At 74.2% G+C, this 18,933-nt stretch carries 18 protein-coding genes; 9 read left to right on the top strand and 9 right to left on the bottom strand.

What is annotated here, in order from left to right:
- Positions 1-3: 3 nt before the first annotated feature.
- Positions 4-1,536: a GGDEF domain-containing protein gene (locus O2V63_RS07375; protein ID WP_269166882.1), complete on the bottom strand. Its 1,533-nt coding sequence runs from the start codon at positions 1,534-1,536 to the stop codon at positions 4-6.
- 177 nt (positions 1,537-1,713) lie between these two features.
- Here O2V63_RS07375 and O2V63_RS07380 point away from each other — a divergent pair, with 177 nt between their 5' ends.
- On the top strand, positions 1,714-2,247 hold the full coding sequence (locus tag O2V63_RS07380; protein WP_269166883.1) for an SRPBCC family protein: 534 nt from the start codon (positions 1,714-1,716) through the stop codon (positions 2,245-2,247).
- Positions 2,248-2,346: 99 nt separating this feature from the next.
- Here the strand turns inward: O2V63_RS07380 and O2V63_RS07385 are convergent, their stop codons facing one another.
- Positions 2,347-4,968: a DEAD/DEAH box helicase gene (locus O2V63_RS07385; RefSeq protein WP_269166884.1), complete on the bottom strand. Its 2,622-nt coding sequence runs from the start codon at positions 4,966-4,968 to the stop codon at positions 2,347-2,349.
- Positions 4,969-5,418: 450 nt separating this feature from the next.
- Between O2V63_RS07385 and O2V63_RS07390 the strand changes: the two genes are divergently transcribed.
- Positions 5,419-6,276, top strand: a complete 858-nt coding sequence (locus tag O2V63_RS07390) for an SDR family oxidoreductase (RefSeq protein WP_269166885.1) — start codon at positions 5,419-5,421, stop codon at positions 6,274-6,276.
- Positions 6,277-6,368: 92 nt separating this feature from the next.
- Here the strand turns inward: O2V63_RS07390 and mmuM are convergent, their stop codons facing one another.
- A complete protein-coding gene (gene mmuM / locus O2V63_RS07395) occupies positions 6,369-7,283 on the bottom strand; it encodes a homocysteine S-methyltransferase (protein ID WP_269166886.1) in 915 nt (304 codons plus the stop codon).
- A complete protein-coding gene (locus tag O2V63_RS07400; protein WP_269166887.1) occupies positions 7,280-8,188 on the bottom strand; it encodes a helix-turn-helix transcriptional regulator in 909 nt (302 codons plus the stop codon). The genes mmuM and O2V63_RS07400 overlap by 4 nt, the downstream gene beginning before the upstream one ends.
- A gap of 199 nt (positions 8,189-8,387) precedes the next feature.
- Between O2V63_RS07400 and O2V63_RS07405 the strand changes: the two genes are divergently transcribed.
- Positions 8,388-9,245 carry an SDR family NAD(P)-dependent oxidoreductase gene (locus O2V63_RS07405; protein ID WP_269166888.1) on the top strand — a complete coding sequence of 286 codons (858 nt, stop codon included), beginning with the start codon at positions 8,388-8,390 and terminating at the stop codon, positions 9,243-9,245.
- Here the strand turns inward: O2V63_RS07405 and O2V63_RS07410 are convergent, their stop codons facing one another.
- A complete protein-coding gene (locus O2V63_RS07410) occupies positions 9,246-10,016 on the bottom strand; it encodes a hypothetical protein (protein ID WP_269166889.1) in 771 nt (256 codons plus the stop codon). It lies immediately after the preceding gene.
- Positions 10,017-10,120: 104 nt separating this feature from the next.
- On the bottom strand, positions 10,121-10,738 hold the full coding sequence (locus tag O2V63_RS07415) for a hypothetical protein (protein ID WP_269166890.1): 618 nt from the start codon (positions 10,736-10,738) through the stop codon (positions 10,121-10,123).
- A gap of 72 nt (positions 10,739-10,810) precedes the next feature.
- Here O2V63_RS07415 and arfB point away from each other — a divergent pair, with 72 nt between their 5' ends.
- Genes arfB through O2V63_RS07430 form a run of 3 tightly spaced genes read left to right on the top strand, consistent with a single transcriptional unit; the run spans position 10,811 to position 12,036 of the window.
- Positions 10,811-11,248: an alternative ribosome rescue aminoacyl-tRNA hydrolase ArfB gene (gene arfB / locus O2V63_RS07420; RefSeq protein WP_164703235.1), complete on the top strand. Its 438-nt coding sequence runs from the start codon at positions 10,811-10,813 to the stop codon at positions 11,246-11,248.
- Between the two features lie 32 nt (positions 11,249-11,280).
- Positions 11,281-11,649 carry a hypothetical protein gene (locus tag O2V63_RS07425; protein WP_269166891.1) on the top strand — a complete coding sequence of 123 codons (369 nt, stop codon included), beginning with the start codon at positions 11,281-11,283 and terminating at the stop codon, positions 11,647-11,649.
- Positions 11,650-11,658: 9 nt separating this feature from the next.
- On the top strand, positions 11,659-12,036 hold the full coding sequence (locus O2V63_RS07430; protein ID WP_269166892.1) for a VOC family protein: 378 nt from the start codon (positions 11,659-11,661) through the stop codon (positions 12,034-12,036).
- A 24-nt stretch (positions 12,037-12,060) separates the two neighbouring features.
- Here O2V63_RS07430 and O2V63_RS07435 read toward each other — a convergent pair whose 3' ends face one another.
- From O2V63_RS07435 to O2V63_RS07445, 3 genes are all read right to left on the bottom strand, one after another.
- Positions 12,061-12,498: a hypothetical protein gene (locus tag O2V63_RS07435; RefSeq protein ID WP_269166893.1), complete on the bottom strand. Its 438-nt coding sequence runs from the start codon at positions 12,496-12,498 to the stop codon at positions 12,061-12,063.
- Positions 12,462-12,689: a hypothetical protein gene (locus O2V63_RS07440; protein ID WP_269166894.1), complete on the bottom strand. Its 228-nt coding sequence runs from the start codon at positions 12,687-12,689 to the stop codon at positions 12,462-12,464. The genes O2V63_RS07435 and O2V63_RS07440 overlap by 37 nt, the downstream gene beginning before the upstream one ends.
- Positions 12,690-12,771: 82 nt before the next feature.
- Entirely contained in the window at positions 12,772-13,206 is a 435-nt protein-coding gene (locus O2V63_RS07445; RefSeq protein ID WP_269166895.1) for a hypothetical protein, read from the bottom strand.
- A 196-nt stretch (positions 13,207-13,402) separates the two neighbouring features.
- Here O2V63_RS07445 and O2V63_RS07450 point away from each other — a divergent pair, with 196 nt between their 5' ends.
- Genes O2V63_RS07450 through O2V63_RS07460 form a run of 3 tightly spaced genes read left to right on the top strand, consistent with a single transcriptional unit; the run spans position 13,403 to position 18,917 of the window.
- Positions 13,403-15,976, top strand: coding sequence for a molybdopterin oxidoreductase family protein (locus O2V63_RS07450; protein ID WP_269166896.1), 2,574 nt, complete (start codon positions 13,403-13,405; stop codon positions 15,974-15,976).
- Positions 15,976-18,516 (top strand): nitrite reductase large subunit NirB, encoded by a 2,541-nt coding sequence (nirB, locus tag O2V63_RS07455; RefSeq protein WP_269166897.1) that lies wholly within the window; start codon positions 15,976-15,978, stop codon positions 18,514-18,516. Before O2V63_RS07450 ends, nirB begins: the two co-directional genes overlap by 1 nt.
- A complete protein-coding gene (locus O2V63_RS07460) occupies positions 18,513-18,917 on the top strand; it encodes a Rieske (2Fe-2S) protein (protein ID WP_269166898.1) in 405 nt (134 codons plus the stop codon). Before nirB ends, O2V63_RS07460 begins: the two co-directional genes overlap by 4 nt.
- Positions 18,918-18,933: the final 16 nt, after the last annotated feature.

Genomic DNA, 18,933 nt, shown 5'->3' on the forward strand with positions numbered 1-18,933 from the left:
CGGTCAGGCCGGGGTGAGCGCTCCCGCGCTGATCGAGGGCGGGGAGCCGGCGACCCGCACCCGGTTCTTGCCCGCCGCCTTGGCGGCGTACATCGCCAGGTCGGCCTGCTGCAGCGTGCTGGTCCAGGCGACGCCGGGCAGCACGCACGCGGCGCCCACGCTGGCGCCCACCCGTGCCGTGCCGGCAGCCAGCTGGACCGGCGTGGAGGCCACCTCGACCAGTCGCCGGCCCAGCGTCTCGGCCTCCCCGGCGTCGGCGGCGTGCACCAGGACGGCGAACTCGTCGCCGCCCAGCCGGGCGCACAGGCCAGGCGCGCGGACGACGCCGGCCAGTCGTGCGCCCACCGCGCGGAGCAGCTCGTCACCCGCCGCATGCCCCAGCCGGTCGTTGACCAGCTTGAAGTCGTCGAGGTCGACGAACAGCACCCACGGGTCGCCGTCAGCCTCGGAGGTCGCTGCCGCCAGCGCGGCGGAGAAGGTGCTGCGGTTGGCCAGGCCGGTGAGGGCGTCGGTGCGCGCCCGCAGCTCCAGCTCGCGGTACGCGCTGGTCGCCCGCACGGCGAGGGCCGCCTGGTTGACCAGCGACTGGACCAGGACGACGCCCTCCGCGTGCAGCACCCGGCCGCCCAGCAGGAGGTACCTGCCCGGCTCGTCCGGCATCGGGAGGGCCGCCCAGCTGCGCGCCCCGTCGGACGACGCGATGAGCTGCTGCGGAGCCGTGATGTGTCGGGGTTCGTGCGCGGTGGCGGCAGCGGCCAGGCCCGCTGCGGCCGGGGTGCGGTCGAGGGTGTCGGGCAGCTCTTGGACCAGGCCGACGGACCGCTGCACGACCAGGTGCGTCCCGTCGTCCTCGACGACGACCACGGACAGTTCAGGGGTGATCCGGCAGATCTCCTCCGCAGCCTCCCAGCCACGCTGCCTGATCTGCGCGACGTCGGTGACGCCGAGCAGCTGGGTGGTCAGCCGGGCGAGCGTGGCGTCCCAGGCCTGCGCCTGCCGGTGCTCCTGGAGCACCGCGGCCAGGTGCCGGGCGACCACGGCGAGCAGAGGCGCGATCGGGAGTGCGCCGAGCAGCGGGGCGGCCGGGGCGGCGCCGGCGTGCCCGGGGACGACCTCCCACAGCAGGAGCGCGGCGACCAGGCCGGCGCACTGGGCGGCCGTGTAGGCCCAGGTCTCCCACGTGCGGCCGTAGACGGCGCGGAACCACAGCGCGGAGAAGGTCACGCCGAGGGCCACCGCGGGCACCGGTGAGGCGAGGGCGAACACGCAGACGGCGACGGCGTCGATGAGGTCCAGGGCGATCGACCCGCGGCGCGCCGTGTAGCGGTGCAGCCAGGACGCGAGCAGCGCGGCCACGGACACCGCGACCGCCGTCAGCCGCCAGGTGCCCGCACCCGCCACGGCACCGAACGAGGTGAGCACCAGGGAGACGACGGCGCAGGCCCCGAACAGCCAGCGGGTGCGCTCGACCAGGTCGGCGGGGCGACGGAAGACCGACCGGTGCATCGCCGGCCGCGTCGCCGGGAGTGGGGGCATGTCGGTCCTCGTCCTCGGGCCCGGCTCTGCTCGCCGGTGCGTCCACCCAGGTCTTCGGCGTCCCGGGGCGGGACCTGGATCCCCCGATCGGGTCGCCCGCGCCCTCGGTGCGGCGCCGGCCGCCGGCCCCGAGCACCGGCATGGACATCGTCCGCGCGGCTGAGGAGAGTGCGAGTCGTGCCCTCAGCCCCTCCCGCGTACTGCTTCGTCACCGCCTGGCGGGTGCCCGGCACGATCGCCGAGGTGCGGGCGGTGCTCAGCGACAGTGCTGCCCTGCCGCGATGGTGGCCGGCGGTCTACCTCGACGTCGTGCCGGTCGCGGACGGCGAGCCGGACGGGGTCGGGCGCACGGTCGAGGTCTTCACCACCGGATGGCTGCCCTACACGCTGCGCTGGACGCTGAGGATCACCGAGACGATGACCGACACCGGGTTCGCCCTCGCCGCGGTCGGTGACCTGGTGGGCAACGGCCGCTGGACCTTCGCGCAGGAGGGGCCGGAGGTGGTGATCACCTACGACTGGCGGGTGCGCGCGGCCAAGCCGCTGCTCGCCCGGCTCAGCTGGCTGTTGCGGCCGGCGTTCGAGGCCAACCACCGGTGGGCGATGGCCCGCGGTGAGGAGAGCCTGGCCCTGGAGCTCCGCCGCCGCCGCGACCCGACCGCCGTCGTCCCGCAGCCACCCGGCCCGACCTTCCGGCGGGCGCCCGACTGACTGGGCGGCCTACCGCGACATTGCACGCGCTGTGTACGCATCGCTCGCGCTGCAGCACGTGTACTGCGGCCGAAGCGCGTGCAATGCCGGTCCTGGCCTTCAGTCCTTGCGGCCGGCGTCGAGCAGCCGCATGACCAGCACGCCCGCCTCGTCGGAGGCGTCCAGGTCGATCTCTGCGTCGAAGCCCCAGTCGTGGTCGCCGGCCGGGTCGTCGAGGATCTGCCGCACCTGCCACAGCCGCGGCTCGGACCTGTCCACGATCAGCAGGGCCGGGCCGCGGGCGTCGCCGCCGGTGTTGAGGTCGGCGTGCTCGGCGAAGTAGGCCTGCACGACCTCGCCCCACCGCTCGGCGTCCCAGCCGGCGGCGGAGTCGAGCTCGCCGAGGTCGTACCAGCGCCGCCGGGCGATGAGCTCGACCCGGCGGAACAGCGCGTTGCGGATCATCGCGGTGAACGCCCGCTCGTTGCCGGTCAGCGGGCGCGGCCGGGCCGGGACGGCGACCGGGGCGTCCAGCGGCTGGTCGGCGCTGGTCAGCTGCTCCCACTCGTCCAGCAGTGAGGAGTCGACCTGGCGCACCAGCTCGCCCAGCCACTCGACGAGGTCGGTGACCTCCTCGGTGCGGGCGTCGGCGGGTACCCCGGAGCGCAGCGCCTTGAACGCGTCGGAGAGGTAGCGGAGCACCGCGCCCTCGGAGCGGGTCAGGCCGTAGTGGTTGACCAGCTCCCGGAACGTCATCGCCTGCTCCCACATGTCCCGGACGACGGACTTGGGGGAGAGCTGCGCGTCGCGCGCCCACGGGTTGCCGGCGGAGTAGATCTCGAAGGCGTGGTCGAGCAGCTCCTTGAGCGGCTGCGGGTAGGTGATCTCCTCCAGCAGCTCCATCCGCTCGTCGTACTCGATGCCCTCGGCCTTCATCTGCGCCACGGCCTCGCCCTTGGCCTTGTTCAGCTGCGCGGAGATGATCTGGCGCGGGTCGTCCAGCGTCGCCTCGATGACCGAGACGACGTCCAGGGCGTAGGTGTCGTTGCCCTCGGCGTCCGGGCCGGGGGTGAGCAGGTCGATCGCGGCGAGCGCGAAGGTCGACAGCGGCTGGTTGAGCTGGAAGTCCGGCGGCAGGTCCAGGGTCAGCCGGTAGCGGCGGCCGTCGGGCTCGGGCACCTCGAGCCGCTCGATCACCCCGGCGGTGACCAGCGACCGGGCGATGCCGATCACCTCGCGGACGTGCTTGAGCTGGCGGGAGCGGGGCTCGTGGTTGTCGGTGAGCAGGTGCCGCATCGCCGCCACCGGGTCGCCCGGCCGGGCCAGCACGTTGAGCACCATGCCGGTCGACACCCGGAAGTGGCTGCTCAGCGGCTCGGGGTCGGCGTTGATCAGCCGCTGCTGGGTCGACTCGCTCCACGGCACCATGCCGTCGGGCACCTTGCGGCGCACCAGCTTGCGGCGCTTCTTCGGGTCGTCGGCGACCTTGGCGAACTGCTTGAGGTTCTCCACCTCGTGCTCGGGCGCCTGGACGACGACGGTGCCGGCGGTGTCGTAGCCGGCCCGGCCGGCCCGCCCGGCGATCTGGTGGAACTCCCGGGCGTTGAGCAGCCGCGTGCGGGTGCCGTCGTACTTGCTCAGTGCGGAGAACACCACGGTGCGGATCGGCACGTTGATGCCCACGCCGAGGGTGTCGGTGCCGCAGATGACCTTGAGCAGCCCGGCCTGGGCCAGCTGCTCCACCAGTCGCCGGTACTTGGGCAGCATCCCGGCGTGGTGGACGCCGATGCCGTGCCGCACCAGCCGGGACAGCGTCGTCCCGAACGCGGAGGAGAACCGGAAGCCGCCGATCAGGTCGGCGATCGCCTGCTTCTCCTCCTTGGTGGAGACGTTCACGCTCATCAGCGCCTGGGCGCGCTCCAGCGCCGAGGCCTGGGTGAAGTGGACGACGTAGACCGGCGCCTGCCGGGTGTCCAGCAGCTCCTGGATCGTCTCGTGCATCGGCGTCGTCGCGTAGTAGTGGTGCAGCGGCACCGGCCGCTCGGTGTGGGCGACCAGCGCGGTGGGCCGGCCGGTGCGGCGGGTGAGGTCCTCCCGCAGCGCGGTGACGTCGCCGAGGGTGGCGCTCATCAGCAGGAACTGTGCCTTCGGCAGCTCGATCAGCGGCACCTGCCAGGCCCACCCGCGATCGGGGTCGCCGTAGAAGTGGAACTCGTCCATCACCACCAGGCCGATGTCGGCGTCCGGCCCCTCGCGCAGCGCGATGTTGGCCAGCACCTCGGCGGTGCAGGCGATGATCGGGGCGTCGGCGTTGACGCTCGCGTCGCCGGTGAGCATGCCGACGTTCTCCGCACCGAAGACGCCGCACAGGGCGAAGAACTTCTCGCTGACCAGCGCCTTGATCGGCGCGGTGTAGAAGCTGACCCGGTCGGAGGCCAGGGCGGCGTACTGCGCGCCGGTGGCCACCAGCGACTTGCCCGACCCGGTGGGGGTGGCGAGGACGACGTTGGCGCCGCTGACCAGCTCGATCAGCGCCTCCTCCTGCGCCGGGTACAGCGTCGTGCCGGAGGCCTCGGCCCACTCGGCGAACCGGGCGAACACCGCGTCCGGGTCGTCGCCGAGGGCGAACAGCTCCGAGAGGTCGCCGGGGTCGGAGATCAGCGCCGGTGCGTCCGGCGAGGGCAGCGCGGCGGCGGGGGAGTCGGCCGGGGTCGAGTCGGTGCCGGCAGGAGAGAGCGTCATCGTGGTGGACAGCGTGCCCGACGCCCCGGACGTTCCCGCACGGACGCCGCCGACCGCCCGTCCCCGTGCGGCCCGGGTCACAGTTCGGTCACGACGGCTCGGGTTCGGAGTGGGATCGGTCGATCCTGGTCATCAGATGAACAACAGGTGAACGGAAGGTGGAGCGGACATGCGTGAGAGTCGTTGCCCGGAGTGTCGTTGGGTGCCCGTCGTGGACGGCGCCGGTCGTCGTCACCTGGAGATGCGGTGGGACCGTCCCGGCAGCGCCGTCGTCGCGTTCCCCGGCTCCGGCCTGACCAGCCGGGCTGCCTGACGGTCCACGAGAGCCGGTTCGCCGCTCCGCCGCAGGGGTAGGCGCGAGCACGACGCGGCACCGGGCCGGCGCGGAGGACGCGCCGGCTGCGTGAGCAGAGCGCTGGGTGCCGCCCGGACCCTGCAGGAGGTACCACCGTGTCGTCACCCCGCCCCGAGTCCCAGCCCGAGCAGCAGCAGACCCCGCCGGGCACGCTCGGCCAGATGGACCCCAAGCCCGACCACGGCGAGGAGAGCTACCGCGGCTCCGGGAAGCTGACCGGGAAGCGCGCCGTGATCACCGGCGGCGACAGCGGCATCGGCCGCGCGGTCGCGATCGCCTTCGCGCGCGAGGGTGCCGACGTCCTCATCGCCTACCTCGACGAGCACGAGGACGCCCGAGAGACCGCGAAGTACGTCGAGGACGCCGGCCGGAAGTGCGTGCTCGTGCCCGGGGACCTCGCCGACCGGGCGCACGCCAAGACGATCGTCCCCAAGGCCCTCGAGGAGCTCGGCGGGATCGACGTCCTGGTCAACAACGCAGCGTTCCAGATGAACCACGAGTCGCTGGACGAGATCACCGACGACGAGTGGGACCACACCATCGCGCTGAACCTGACCGCGATGTTCACGCTGATCCGCGACGCCGTGCCGCACATGCAGCCGGGCGCGTCGATCATCAACTCCTCGTCGGTGAACTCGGACAACCCGAGGCCCACCCTGGCGCCGTACGCGATGACCAAGGCCGGCATCGCCAACTTCACCGCCAGCATGGCCCAGCTGCTGGGGGAGAAGGGCATCCGCGCCAACAGCGTGGCGCCCGGCCCGGTGTGGACGCCGCTGATCCCCTCGACGATGCCGCCGGAGAAGGTCGCCGCCTTCGGGGGCGACACGCCTCTGGGCCGCGCCGGGCAGCCGGCCGAGCTGGCGCCGGTCTACGTGCTGCTGGCCAGCGACGAGTCCAGCTACGTCTCCGGGGCCCGGGTCGCCGTCACCGGCGGCCGGCCGATCCTCTGACCCCCGCCTGAGAGGTCACCGGCTCCCCGGCCGAGTGAGCAGTTCCGGTCGCTGACGCCGGCGTGTCCGTGCGTGTCGGCGACCGGTACTGCTCAGTCGCGGGGGAGTGGGACGGCGTCGGCGAGAGTGCGGACGTCGTCCGGTCGCACCCGGCAGCACCCACCCACCAGCCGGGCGCCGGCGGCCAGCCACCCCGAGACGTCGCCGACGCCCGGCCGGCCGGTCCACCGGCGGGCGTTCGCGTCCCACGCCTCGCCGCTGTTCGGGTAGGCCACTCCCGGCTTCCCGCTGGCCGCGGCGGCGGCCAGCGCGGCAGGCACCCCGGCCGGGTCGGTGCAGTTGACCCCGACGGCGATGACCGCGTCGACGTCCCGGGCCATCGCGCAGACCTCGTCCAGCCGCTCACCCCGCCGGGTGCGCGGCACCCTGTCCGGGCCGGTCGTCGAGGTCAGCGACAGCCAGGCGGGCACACCGAGCTCGTCCAGTTCGGTCAGCAGCGCCTCCACCTCGGCGGCGGCGGGCAACGTCTCGCAGGCGAGCACGTCGGCGCCGGCCTCGGCGAGCACCGCCAGCCGCGGCCGGTGGAACGCACGCAGCTCGGCGACGGAGACGTGGTCCACGTAGTCGCCGGTGTACTCCGAACCGTCGGCCAGGAAGGCGCCGTAGGGCCCGACCGAGCCGGCCACCCAGCCGTCCCGGCCGGCCAGGGCCAGGCCGTCGCGGGCCAGTTGCACCGACCGGGCCATCAGCGTGCGGGCCTGCGCCCCGTCGATGCCCGCGGCGGCGAAGCCGGGGAACGACGCCTGGTAGCTGGCGGTGGTGGCGACCTGGGCGCCGGCACGCGCGAAGGCGGCGTGCGCGGCCGTGATGGCCGCCGGGTCGTCGCGCAGCAGCCGGGCCGACCACAGCGACGAGGTGACGTCGTGCCCGCGGGACTCGAGCTCGGTGGAGAGGCCGCCGTCGGCCACGACGGTCCCGGTGCGGAGTGCCTCGGCGAGGGTGCTCATGCCCCTGGACTCCGCGATCCGGGGAGAGCCCACTCCTCGCCGCGCTGCCCCTGCGCGGTGCGCGCACGCTGGTGCGCCGTCCACGAGGCCAGCAGGCGCATGCCGTCGTGCGAGGCACTGCCCGGCTCGGTGCTGTAGACGAACAGCGTCTGGTCGGGGTCGCCGGGCAGTGCGAGCGCCTCGTAGTGGATGACCACCGAGCCGATCGCCGGATGCCACATCCGCTTCGTGCCGTGGGTGCGCTCGTGCACGCGTCGGTCCTGCCACCAGCCACGGAACTCCGGGCTCTCGACGGACAGCTCGCCGACGAGGCGTTCGAGCAGCGGGTCGTCGGGGTGGCGGCCGGCGTCCAGGCGCAGGCTGCCGACGGCGTCGGCGGCGACGGCCGTCCAGTCCTCGTAGGTCCGCCGGGCGGCGGGGTCCAGCAGCAGCCACCGGGTGTAGTTGCGGTGCCGGGCCGGGAGTGCGTCCCAGTCGGCGATCAGCGCCCGGGCCAGGGGGTTGGCGGCCAGGACGTCGGTGCGCCGGCCGATGAGGAACGCCGGGTGGTCGACCAGGGAGTCGAGCATCTGGTGCACTGCGGGCCGCACCCGCTGCGCCTGCTGTCGTTCGGGCCGCCCGCGCCCCGGCCGGGCGAGGTCGGCCAGGTGGGCTCGGGCGGCGGGGTCGAGCCGCAGCGCCCGGGCGAGCGCGTCGACGACCGCTGCGGAGGGGCTGGCGTGCCGCCCCTGCTCCAGCCGGGTGTAGTAGTCCACGCTGACCCCGGCGAGGCGCGCGACCTCCTCGCGACGTAGCCCGCGGACCCGCCGGCCGGACGTCAGGGCGTCGTCCAGCCCGACGATGTCGGGCGTCACGTCGGCGCGGCAGCTGCGGAGGAACTCGCCCAGCTCGGTGCGTCCTGCCATGCCCTCAGTGTGCCGCCCGCGCGGCCGGCCGTGGTCTGCCTGGGTGGGCACACCGTTCCCTGGCAGGCCGTTCCCGGGCAGTGCTGGGCCTGCTCGGCGGCTCCGCTGCGGCATCTCGGCCAGCAGGCTCGTCCTCGTCCCGGAGCGAGCAGCGGTCGTGATCGGGGCGCTGTCGTCCGCACCCGAAGAGGAGATCCCCGTGACCCCGTCCGTCCCCACCCCCGCCACCTGGTTCGTCACCGGCACGTCGCGCGGCCTGGGCCTGGAGCTGGTCCGCCAGCTGTTGCAGCGCGGCGACAACGTGACCGCCACGACCCGGTCGACCGAGCGCCTCACCAGGGCCCTGGGCGACGTGGACACCGCGCGGCTGCTCCCCGTCGAGCTCGACCTCACCGACGAGCAGGCGGTCGCCGCCGCGGTCCGCCGGACGACCGAGCGCTTCGACGCTCTCGACGTCGTGGTCAACAACGCCGGTTACGGCTTCCTCGCCGCCGTCGAGGAGGTCACCGACGCGGAGGCGCGGGAGATGTTCGACGTGCAGGTCTTCGGCGTGTGGAACGTCCTGCGCGCCGTGCTGCCGCTGTTCCGCGCCCGTGGCCGGGGCCACGTCGTCAACGTCTCCTCGATCCTCGGTCTGACGGCCTTCCCGGGATGGGGGCTCTACTGCGCCGGCAAGTACGCGCTCGAGGGACTGACCGAGTCACTCGCCGCCGAGGTGTCCGGCTTCGGTGTCCAGGTGCACCTGGTGGAGCCCGGCTACCTGCAGACGGACTTCCTGCGGCCCTCCTCGTTGGGCCTCCCGGCCAGCAGGACGAAGGGGTACGACGCGATCCGGGAGATGACCGAGGCGCACCTGGCGATGCCCGGCACCCAGCTGGGCGACCCGGCCAAGGCCGCCCGGGCGGTCATCACCGTCGCCACGTCCGGGAACGCGCCCCTGCACCAGCTCCTCGGTTCGGACTCCTATGGCCTGGCCCGCGCCCGGGTCGAGGCGCTGGCCGCCGACATCGAGGCCTCCCGGGAGCTCGCCTACACGACCGACATCACGCCGATGTGATCAACGCCGATGGCGCCGGTCGACTGCCACGAACGTGACTGCCAGGGCCAGGGGGATGGCGGCGGCCATGCCGGTCATGGTCAGGACGTCGGCGAGGCCGGCCGTCGACCGGGCGGAGGAGGACAGCAGGGCCCAGCCCAGGCCGCACAGCGGCACGGTGACCAGCCCGGTGCCCACCGCCAGCCGGATGCGGGCCGCGCGCCCGTCGTACCGGGCGACGAACCCGGCCAGCACGGCCGGCACGGCGACCACCGCACAGCGCGCCAGGAGGTCACCCGGCCCCTCGTAGCCGGCGAAGGAGGCCAGCGACACGGTGGCGGCCAGCGAGACCACGGCCGCTCCGCCGAGCAGCGCCCACCAGGTCTGGGCGGTGGCCGAGCGCAGGGTCGCCGCCGGGCGGGTCAGCCGGCCGGCGGTCCAGACGCACAGGACCGCACTGAGCAGCAGGAAGGTCACCAGCGACTGCGGGACGTCGGCGACCGCGCCGCCGTCCCGGGTGGGCAGCTGCCACGGCTGGCGACCCAGCAGGGCGAGGACGACGGTCAGCACCGCCCCGACCGCGACCAGGCCGGCCGGGTGCAGCGGGCGCGCGGTGGTCTCCGCGGCGACCCGGGCGTCGAGGGCATCGGCGCGGCGCAGCAGGTCGGCCATCACCGCGTTGTCGGTCGGGACCTCCGCCGGCTCGGGGTGGGCCGGCCGGGCGCCGGCCGCGAGGGGCGCCACGGAGTTGCCGGTCACCAGGTGGAGCCGGGGGGAGGCGTCCTGAGTCACCTACCGAGCGTCACACGCAGTCACGGACTCGGCGAGGTGAATCGTCCGTGTTCACCGCACCGGGCGACCGCCGGCGTCCGCACGACCCTCCTGCGGCGCCGGGTTCACCCGACCGGGGTCACCTGTGCGCGCGGCGCCCGGGTGAGGACGACCGCGAGGACCAGGGGCAGCACGCCGAAGAGCGCCACGGTGTAGATGCCGCCGAAGAAGGCGATCAGGGCCCGGGAGTCGGAGGCCAGCGGCCAGCCCAGCGCGGACAACGGCAGCAGCAGGACGGCGAGGCCCAGGGTCGCCCGCAGGTGCACCGCCCGGCCCCCTCGCCGGGCGACCAGCCCGACGAGCAGCGTGGGCACGAAGGTGAACGCCCAGGCGAACACCGGGATGATCGGGCCGTCGCCCAGCGCGGTCAGGTACAGGTCGTTCCAGATCAGCGCGAACGTGGCCGCGGCGGCCACCGCCCACCAGGTCGCCGTGACGGTGGCCCCCAACCGGTGCGCTCGGGCGAGCACCACCGCGACGGCCAGGCTCACCACCGCCGTGACCAGCAACAGGGTCAGCAGCGGCACGGGGACGTCGGCGACCTGCCAGCCGGAACTGGTCCGCCGCGGCGCCGGCCAGTCCGCACTGCCGACCAGCATCGCCAGGACGCTCAACGACAGGGCGGCCGCGATCAGCCGGACGGCGGAGCGGACCCCGGACCATCTCTCCTCGGGGGCGGTCATGGCGGGCAGGCTCCCACAGTCCGAGCCGGATGTCGGTCGTCCTCCGGGCCGGCGTCGGGGACACTGTGCGACGTGCCCGGGGACGACGCGTTCGGCGACCTGCCGGTGAGCGACCGTCTCGTCGTCCCGGCCGGGGCGCTGTCGTGGCGCTTCTCCCGGTCATCGGGCCCCGGTGGGCAGGGGGTCAACACGGCCGATTCCCGGGTGGAGCTCGCGGTGTCGCCGTTGCAGCTGCCCGGGCTGACCGAGACCCAGCGCCAGCGGCTGGTCGAGCGGCTCGGCGACCGGCTGGTCGACGGCGTGCTCACCATCGCCGCCAGCGAGCACCGCCAGCAGCTGCGCAACCGGGAGGCCGCCCGAGCCCGGCTTGCCGCGCTGCTCCGCGGGGCGATCGCGCCTCCGCCCGCGGCCCGGCGGAAGACCAAGCCGACGCGCGGCTCGAAGGAGCGGCGGATCACGGCGAAGAAGCAGCGCGGGGAGACCAAGCGCCTGCGCGGCCGGTGGGACTGAGCGACTGCGCCTGGGCCGGTGCCCCGCGGTCCGTGCGGGCCGTCGTCGTCGGGTACGTGCTGCTGCTCGCCTTCGGCACGGTGGTGCACGTCGTCCAGCTGGCCGTCGGCGGCCTCGACCCGTATCCGGGGCTGCCGGCCTGGCTGCAGCTCTACTTCGTCGGCCTGGCCCTGGTCGACCCGCTGGCCGCGGTGCTGCTGTGGCAGCGGCGGCGCAGCGGCGTGGCGCTCGCGGTGGCGGTCTTCGTCACCGATGCCGCGGCCAACGGGTGGGCCAACTACGCCCTGGACCCGACGGGCGGCGTGACCGTGGGCCGGGTCGGGCAGGCGGTGATCGCCGTCCTGGCAGTGGTCCTCCTCGTGCTGGCCCCACGGCTGTGGCGGCACGCAGATGCGGGGTAGGACCAGCACATGCGCATCGACCGGATCGACCACCTGGTGCTGACCGTGGCCGACCTCGACCGGACCCTCGCCTTCTACACGCAGGTGCTCGGCATGACCGCGGAGACCTTCGGTGAGGGGCGGACGGCGCTGCGGTTCGGCCGGCAGAAGATCAACCTGCACGTGCGCGGCGAAGAGTTCGAGCCCCGGGCCGCGCACGCCGGCACCGGCACGGCCGACTTCTGCCTGGTCACCGAGGACCCGCTGGACCAGGTGCGCGACGAGTTCGCCGCGCACGGTGTCCCCGTCGAGGTCGGGCCGGTGACCAAGCAGGGGGCGCTGGGGGAGATGCGCAGCGTGTACGTGCGCGACCCGGACGACAACCTGGTGGAGATATCCCGCTACTGAGCGCCCGGACGCCCGGGGCGGTGCCTAGCCGGCGTGGCCGGCGAGCCGGTCCCGCAGCCAGTCCACCTGGTACTCGGGGACGGCGAGCTCGAGGCGGCCCTCGGGGGTCCGGACGGTCAGCACCCGGGACCTCGCCGCCTGCATGCGCCACCACTCACGCGGTCGCGGCCGGCGGGTCTGCGGGTCGACGGCGAGCACCGCGACCGCGTGCCCCGCCCCGTCGCGCCGGAACCTGCGACGCAACACCAGCTCGCCCAGCCGCGGCGTCGCGAGGTAGGTCCGCCAGCTCCGCGACAGGGAGGGGCCCCAGCCGTCCGGGGAGCGCGCGGACAGCTCCGTGCGCCCTTCGCGCATCCGGCGCCGCAGCCGCTGGTGCCGCAGCCGCCGGCCGAACAGCCCGCCCACCCCGGCACCGATCGCCGGGATCAGCGCGGCCAGGACCTCGCCCCCGTCCTCGAACACCGGATCAGACTGGCACGGATCCCGGACGCAGCGGGTGGAGCGCAGCGCCGTCGGGCCACCCGGGTGCCGACGAGGACGCCCATCAACGTCCAGAAGGACCCCACGCCGACCCCGGCGAGCACCACCCAGAAGGGCACCCGCATCTCGTCGGTCGCCACCTGCACCAGCCGCTGCTCGGTCTGTTCGTCCACGGCGGACAGCCTGCCCCGGCGCCGGGACGCAGACCGCCCTCCGCGGCCCGGATCTCAAAGGTTTCGGCGGGTCGACGATGCGTCAGTCCGGGCCCGAATCGCCGATCACGTGCTCGACCGGCAGGCCGAAGGACCGCTCGATCCGGCTCGGCAGATCAGCCCGCAGCCAGCGGGAGACCCCCCGGTGCAGGGTCGACACCACGACCTCGTCGGCGGCGAACCGGCGCAGCGCCAGGCGCACGGCCTGCAGCGGATCGGGGTCGCCGACCTCGCCGTCCGCGGGCGCGCCGAGTCCGCGGATCTGGTCCAGTGTGTCGGTCAGGCGCTGGGCGGCAACGGCGCGTGCAGGGTCGGTCGACGTGCCGTTCCCGACGGTCGCCCGCTCCTGGTGGGCGACGGGCGTGGCGGGGACGACGACGTAGAACTCGTGCTGTCGGGCAGCCATCCGCTGCCGGATCGTCTCCAGCAGGCGGGGCCCACCGAGGGTCTGATTGGCGAGCACCAGGCACCGTCGCATCGTCTCCACCTCCGCCTGTCGATCGTGACCGCGTGGCTCGACGGTAGGGCGTCCATCGGCGCGGAGGCGAGCCGCGCCCACAGGACGACGCGGGCGGAACGGTGCACCGTCCTGAGCGCTCCGGTGTGAGGCCGACGGAACGCGACCTTGACCTCAGCGCCCTCACCGGGAAACGGCGCCCCCGCACGCTCGGGATGTGTCCGCCGCCGTCTCGTTGCCCACCCCCGGCGTCGGCACGCGCACCACCGCCACCCACTGCCCGTACTGCTCGCTGCAGTGCGGGGTCACGATGACCGCCGGCGACCGCCCGGCCACCCTGGTGCCGGCCGACTTCCCGACCAACCGCGGCGGGCTCTGCTCCAAGGGCTGGTCGGCCCCCGAGCTGCTCGACCACCCCGAACGGCTCACCCGGCCGCTGGTGCGCGCCGACCCCACCGACCGCACCAGCCCGCTGGTGGAGAGCAGCTGGGAGGTCGCCCTCGACCGGGTCGTCGCTGCTGTCCGGGCCACCCAGCGCGACCACGGCCGCGACGCGGTCGGCTGCTTCGGCGGCGGCGGGCTGACCAACGAGCAGGCCTACCAGTTCGGCAAGTTCGCCCGGGTGGCGCTGCGCACCAGCGCCATCGACTACAACGGCCGGTTCTGCATGTCCTCGGCGGCCGGCGCGGCGATCCGGGCGTTCGGGCTGGACCGCGGCCTGCCCTTCCCGCTGGCCGACATCGCCGAGGCCGACGTCGTCGTGCTGGTGGGCAGCAACCCGGCCGACACGATGCCCCCGGCGATGCAGTGGTTCGACGCCGGCCGGGTGCGCGGCGCCGAGCACATCGTCATCGACCCGCGCCGCACCAACACCGCCCGCAACGCCACGCTGCACCTGCAGCCACTGCCGGCCACCGACCTCGCGCTGGCCAACGGGCTGCTGCACATCGCGCTGGCCGAAGGGCTGGTCGACGAGGAGTACGTCGCCGCGCGCACCACCGGCTTCGACGCCGTCCGGGCCGGGGTCGCCGGGTACTGGCCCGACCGGGTGGAGCGGCTCACCGGGGTGCCCGTGGAGCAGCAGCGCCGCACCGTCTTCGCCCTGGCCCGGGGACGGCGGTCGATCATCCTGACCGCCCGGGGCGCCGAGCAGCACCGCAGCGGCGTCGACACCACCCAGGCCTGGATCAACCTGGCCCTGGCGCTCGGCCTGCCCGGCCGGGAGGGCAGCGGCTGGGGCACCGTCACCGGGCAGGGCAACGGGCAGGGCGGCCGCGAGCACGGGCAGAAGGCCGACCAGCTGCCCGGCTACCGGAAGATCACCGACCCGGCGGCGCGGGCGCACGTCGCGGCCGTCTGGGGCATCGACCCCGACGACCTCCCCGGCCCGGGCCGCAGCGCCTTCGAGCTGCTCGACGCCCTCGGCACCGAGGGCGGGGTCCGCACCCTGCTGGTGATGGCCTCCAACGTCGCCGTCTCCGCCCCCGACGCCCGCCGCGTGATCAGCCGGCTGCGCGACCTGGACTTCCTCGTCGTCAGCGACTTCTTCCTCTCCGAGACCGCCGAGCTCGCCGACGTGGTGCTGCCCAGCGCCATGTGGGCGGAGGAGGAGGGGACGATGACCAACCTGGAGGGCCGGGTGATCCGCCGCCGTCGCGCGATGGACCCGCCCGCCGGCGTCCGTGACGACCTCCAGCTGCTCGCCGAGCTCGCCGACCGGCTCGGCGTGCCGGGCTTCAGCGGGGACGCCGAGACCGTCTTCAGCGAGCTCGGCCGGGCCAGCGCGGGCGGCGCGGCCGACTACTCGGGCATCACCTACCGGCGGATCGACGACGAGCAGGGCCTGTTCTGGCCCGTCCCCGCCGCCGACCACCCGGGCACCCCGCGGCTGTTCGCCGACCGGTTCGCCACCCCCGACGGGCGGGCCCGGTTCTGGCGGGTCGAGCAGGTCGACGCCCACGAGCGCCCCGACGCCGAGTACCCCTACGTGCTCACCACCGGCCGGGTGCTCGCCCAGTACCAGTCGGGCACCCAGACCCGCCGCTCCCGCAGCCTGCAGCTGGTCGCACCCACCCCGCGGGCGGAGCTCCACCCCGACCTGGCCCGCGCCCTCGGCATCGGTCAGGACGACGTCGTCGAGCTCGCCACCCGGCGCGGCCGGGCCCGCTTCCACGCGCTGATCACCGACACGATCCGCCCGGACGTCGTCTTCGCCCCCTTCCACTGGGGCGGCGGTTCCAGCGCCAACGCGCTCACCGACCCGGCGCTGGACCCCATCAGCCGGATGCCGGCCTTCAAGGTCTGCGCGGTCGCCGTCTCCCGGGTCGGCCAGCCCCAGGAACGCATCCCGCCACCGGAACCGGCCACCCAGCCGCAACCCGGACCACACACCCGACCGACGGCCCACACCCCGCACGCCCCATCCCGGAGGAGGACCACCAGCGTGAAGAGCACCCCGCGCTTCCTGCACGGCGTCTACCCGATCACCGGCGAGGGCCTGGGCAAACCCGGCCCGCTGGACCCCGCCCTGCGCTACCAGGTCCCCGAGGGCAAGAGCGCCCAGGCGCTCTACTTCCGCGGCGGCAACTCCACCGACGAGCTCGTCTACGTGCTGCTGGTGCGCGACGGCCAGCCGATGCGCTGGTTCCCGATCGGCGCCAAGGGCGACTGCCACGTGCCGCTGCGGGTGGTCGAGGACCTCGACGGCGGCACCGTGGTCGAGCTGCACGCCGCCGCACCGGTGGGCGTCACCGGCGAGCTGGTGCTCGACCTGGGCCTGGTGGAGGTCTGATGACGGCGGTGCTCGGGGGCCGCCCCGAGGGCATGAGCACGCTGCACTTCGCCATGGACGACGCCGACGGCATCGACTCCCGGCAGCGGCTGGTCGTGGTCGGCAACGGCATGGCCGGGGCGCGGGTGGTCGAGGAGGTGCTCGAACGCGGCGGCGGCGACCAGTTCGCGATCACCGTCTTCGGCGAGGAGCCGCACGGCAACTACAACCGGATCATGCTCAGCCACGTCCTGGCCGGGGAGGAGCACGAGGACGACATCGTGCTCAACAGCCACGACTGGTACGCCGGCCAGGGCGTGACGCTGCGGGCCGGGGTGCGGGTCGACCGGATCGACACCCACGCCAAGATCGTCTACGCCGCCGACGGCACGACGACCGCCTACGACCAGCTGGTGCTGGCCACCGGCAGCCGCTCGTTCATCCCGCCGATGACCGGCCTGTACACCGGCGAGGAGCAGCTGCTCCCCGGCGTCTTCGGGTTCCGCACCATCGACGACACCCGGGCGATGCTCGCCGCGGCTGCCGAGCACGAGCGGGCCGTCGTCGTCGGTGGCGGGCTGCTCGGCCTGGAGGCCGCGCGCGCCCTGCAGGGGCACGGCCTGCAGGTCGAGGTGGTGCACGCCGGCACCCACCTGATGAACCAGCAGCTCGCGGCGGAAGCGGGGGCGATCCTGGCGACCAGCGTCGAGGCGCTGGGCATCGTCGTCCACCTGGCCACCCGCACCACCGAGGCGATCGGCCCGGACCGGGTGCGCGGCGTCGTCCTGGCCGACGGGCGGGCGATCGACGCCGACATGCTGGTCATCGCCGCCGGCATCCGGCCGGTCACCGAGGTCGCGCTGCTCAGCGGCCTGGAGGTGGAGCGCGGCATCGTCGTCGACGACCAGCTGCGCACCGACGACCCCGACGTCTACGCGGTGGGGGAGTGCGCCCAGCACCGCGGCGAGCTCTACGGGCTGGTCGCGCCGGTCTGGGAGCAGGCCCGGGTGCTCGCCGACCTGCTCACCGGCACCGACCCGGACGCGGAGTACCACGGCTCCCGGACGGCGACGAAGCTCAAGGTCGCCGGGGTCGACGTCGCCACGATGGGCGTCAACCGACCCGAGCGGGACACCGACGAGTTCCTGGTGATCTCCGAGCCCCGCCGCGGGGTGCACCTGTCGGTCGTCGTCCGGGACGACAAGCTCGTCGGCGCCACCCTGCTCGGCGACACCCGGAAGGTCGCCTTCCTGACCCAGGCCTTCGACCGGGGCACCCCGCTGCCCGCCGAGCGGATCCGGCTGCTGGTCGACCTCTCCGACGGCGCGGCGGAGGTCGGGGTCGCCGAGCTGCCCGGCGACTCGCAGGTCTGCAACTGCAACGGGGTGACCAAGCAGGCGCTGGTCGACACGGTCAGGGCCGGGACGACGAGCGTCGGCGGCTGCATGGACGCCACCCGCGCCGGCAAGGGCTGCGGTTCGTGCAAGTCGCTGGTGAAGCAGGTCGTGGAGTGGGCCGCCGACGGTGACGTCACCGAGGACGCCTCGGCCAGCTGGTACGTGCCGGGCATCCCGCTGGCCAAGCCCGAGCTGATCGCGGCGATCCGCGACCGGCAGCTGCGCAGCGTCTCCGCCGTCTTCACCGCCCTGGCGCCGGGTGGGGAGGAGGACGCGAAGTCGAAGATGGGCCTGACCTCGCTGCTGCGGCTGGTCTGGGGCGCGGAGTACGAGCAGGAGAACGACGCCAAGTTCATCAACGACCGGGTGCACGGCAACATCCAGCGCGACGGCACGTTCTCCGTCGTCCCGCAGATGAAGGGCGGGGTGACGACGGCGGCCCAGCTGCGCACGATCGCCGACGTCGCGGAGAAGTACGAGGTGCCGATGATCAAGGTCACCGGCGGCCAGCGGATCGACCTGCTCGGCGTCCGCAAGGAGGACCTCCCGGCCATGTGGGCCGACCTGGGCATGCCCTCGGGCTACGCCTACGGCAAGAGCTTCCGCACCGTGAAGACCTGCGTGGGCACCGACTTCTGCCGCTTCGGGCTCGGCGACTCCACCCAGCTCGGCATCGACCTGGAGACCCGGTTCCAGGGCATCGAGAGCCCGGCCAAGATCAAGATGGCCGTGGTCGGCTGCCCGCGGAACTGCGCCGAGGCCTACGTCAAGGACGTCGGCGTCGTCGCGGTCGGCAACGGCAAGTGGGAGGTCTACGTCGGCGGCGCCGCCGGTGCCACCATCCGCAAGGGCGACCTGCTGGCCACCGTCGACTCCCCGGCAGCGGTGATGGAGCTCAGCGGCCGGTTCATCCAGTACTACCGGGAGAACGCCAACTGGCTGGAGCGCACCTACGACTTCGTGCCCCGGGTCGGGCTGGAGCAGATCAGGGCGGTGCTGCTGGAGGGCAGCGAGGAGGTACTCGCCGAGCTGGACGCCGGCCTGCAGCGCTCGATCGACGCCTACACCGATCCGTGGGGCCAGGACGGCGGGCAACCGGCCACCCCCGGCCAGTTCCGCACCGCGCTGCCGCTGGTCGACCTGCCGATGGTGCCGGTCCGATGATCGCCACCCACTCCGATGCCCCCGAGGCGCCCACCAGCGCACCGAAGGCCGGCACGCCGGCCACCGAGGTCGCCGACGGTGCGGCGGCCGGAGGAGCGGGCGTACCGCACGTGGTCGGCCGGGTGGACGACGTGCCGCCGGGGGAGGGCCGGGCGTTCGTCGCCGGCGACGTGCAGGTCGCGGTCTTCCGGCTGCGCGACGGGTCGCTGCACGCCACCCAGGCGGCCTGCCCGCACTCCGGTGGGCCGCTGGCCGACGGGCAGACCGACGCCTCGGTGCTGGTCTGCCCGCTGCACCTGTACGCGTTCCGCTGGACCGACGGCGCCTGCACCGGTGCCGCGCCGCCGGTGCAGCTCTTCCCGGTCGCCGAGCAGGACGGCGCCCTCGTCGTCACCGTCTGACAGGCCCCGCTGCCCC

The sequence above is a fragment of the Modestobacter sp. VKM Ac-2977 genome, from assembly GCF_026968045.1.
Taxonomy (GTDB): Bacteria; Actinomycetota; Actinomycetes; order Mycobacteriales; family Geodermatophilaceae; genus Modestobacter.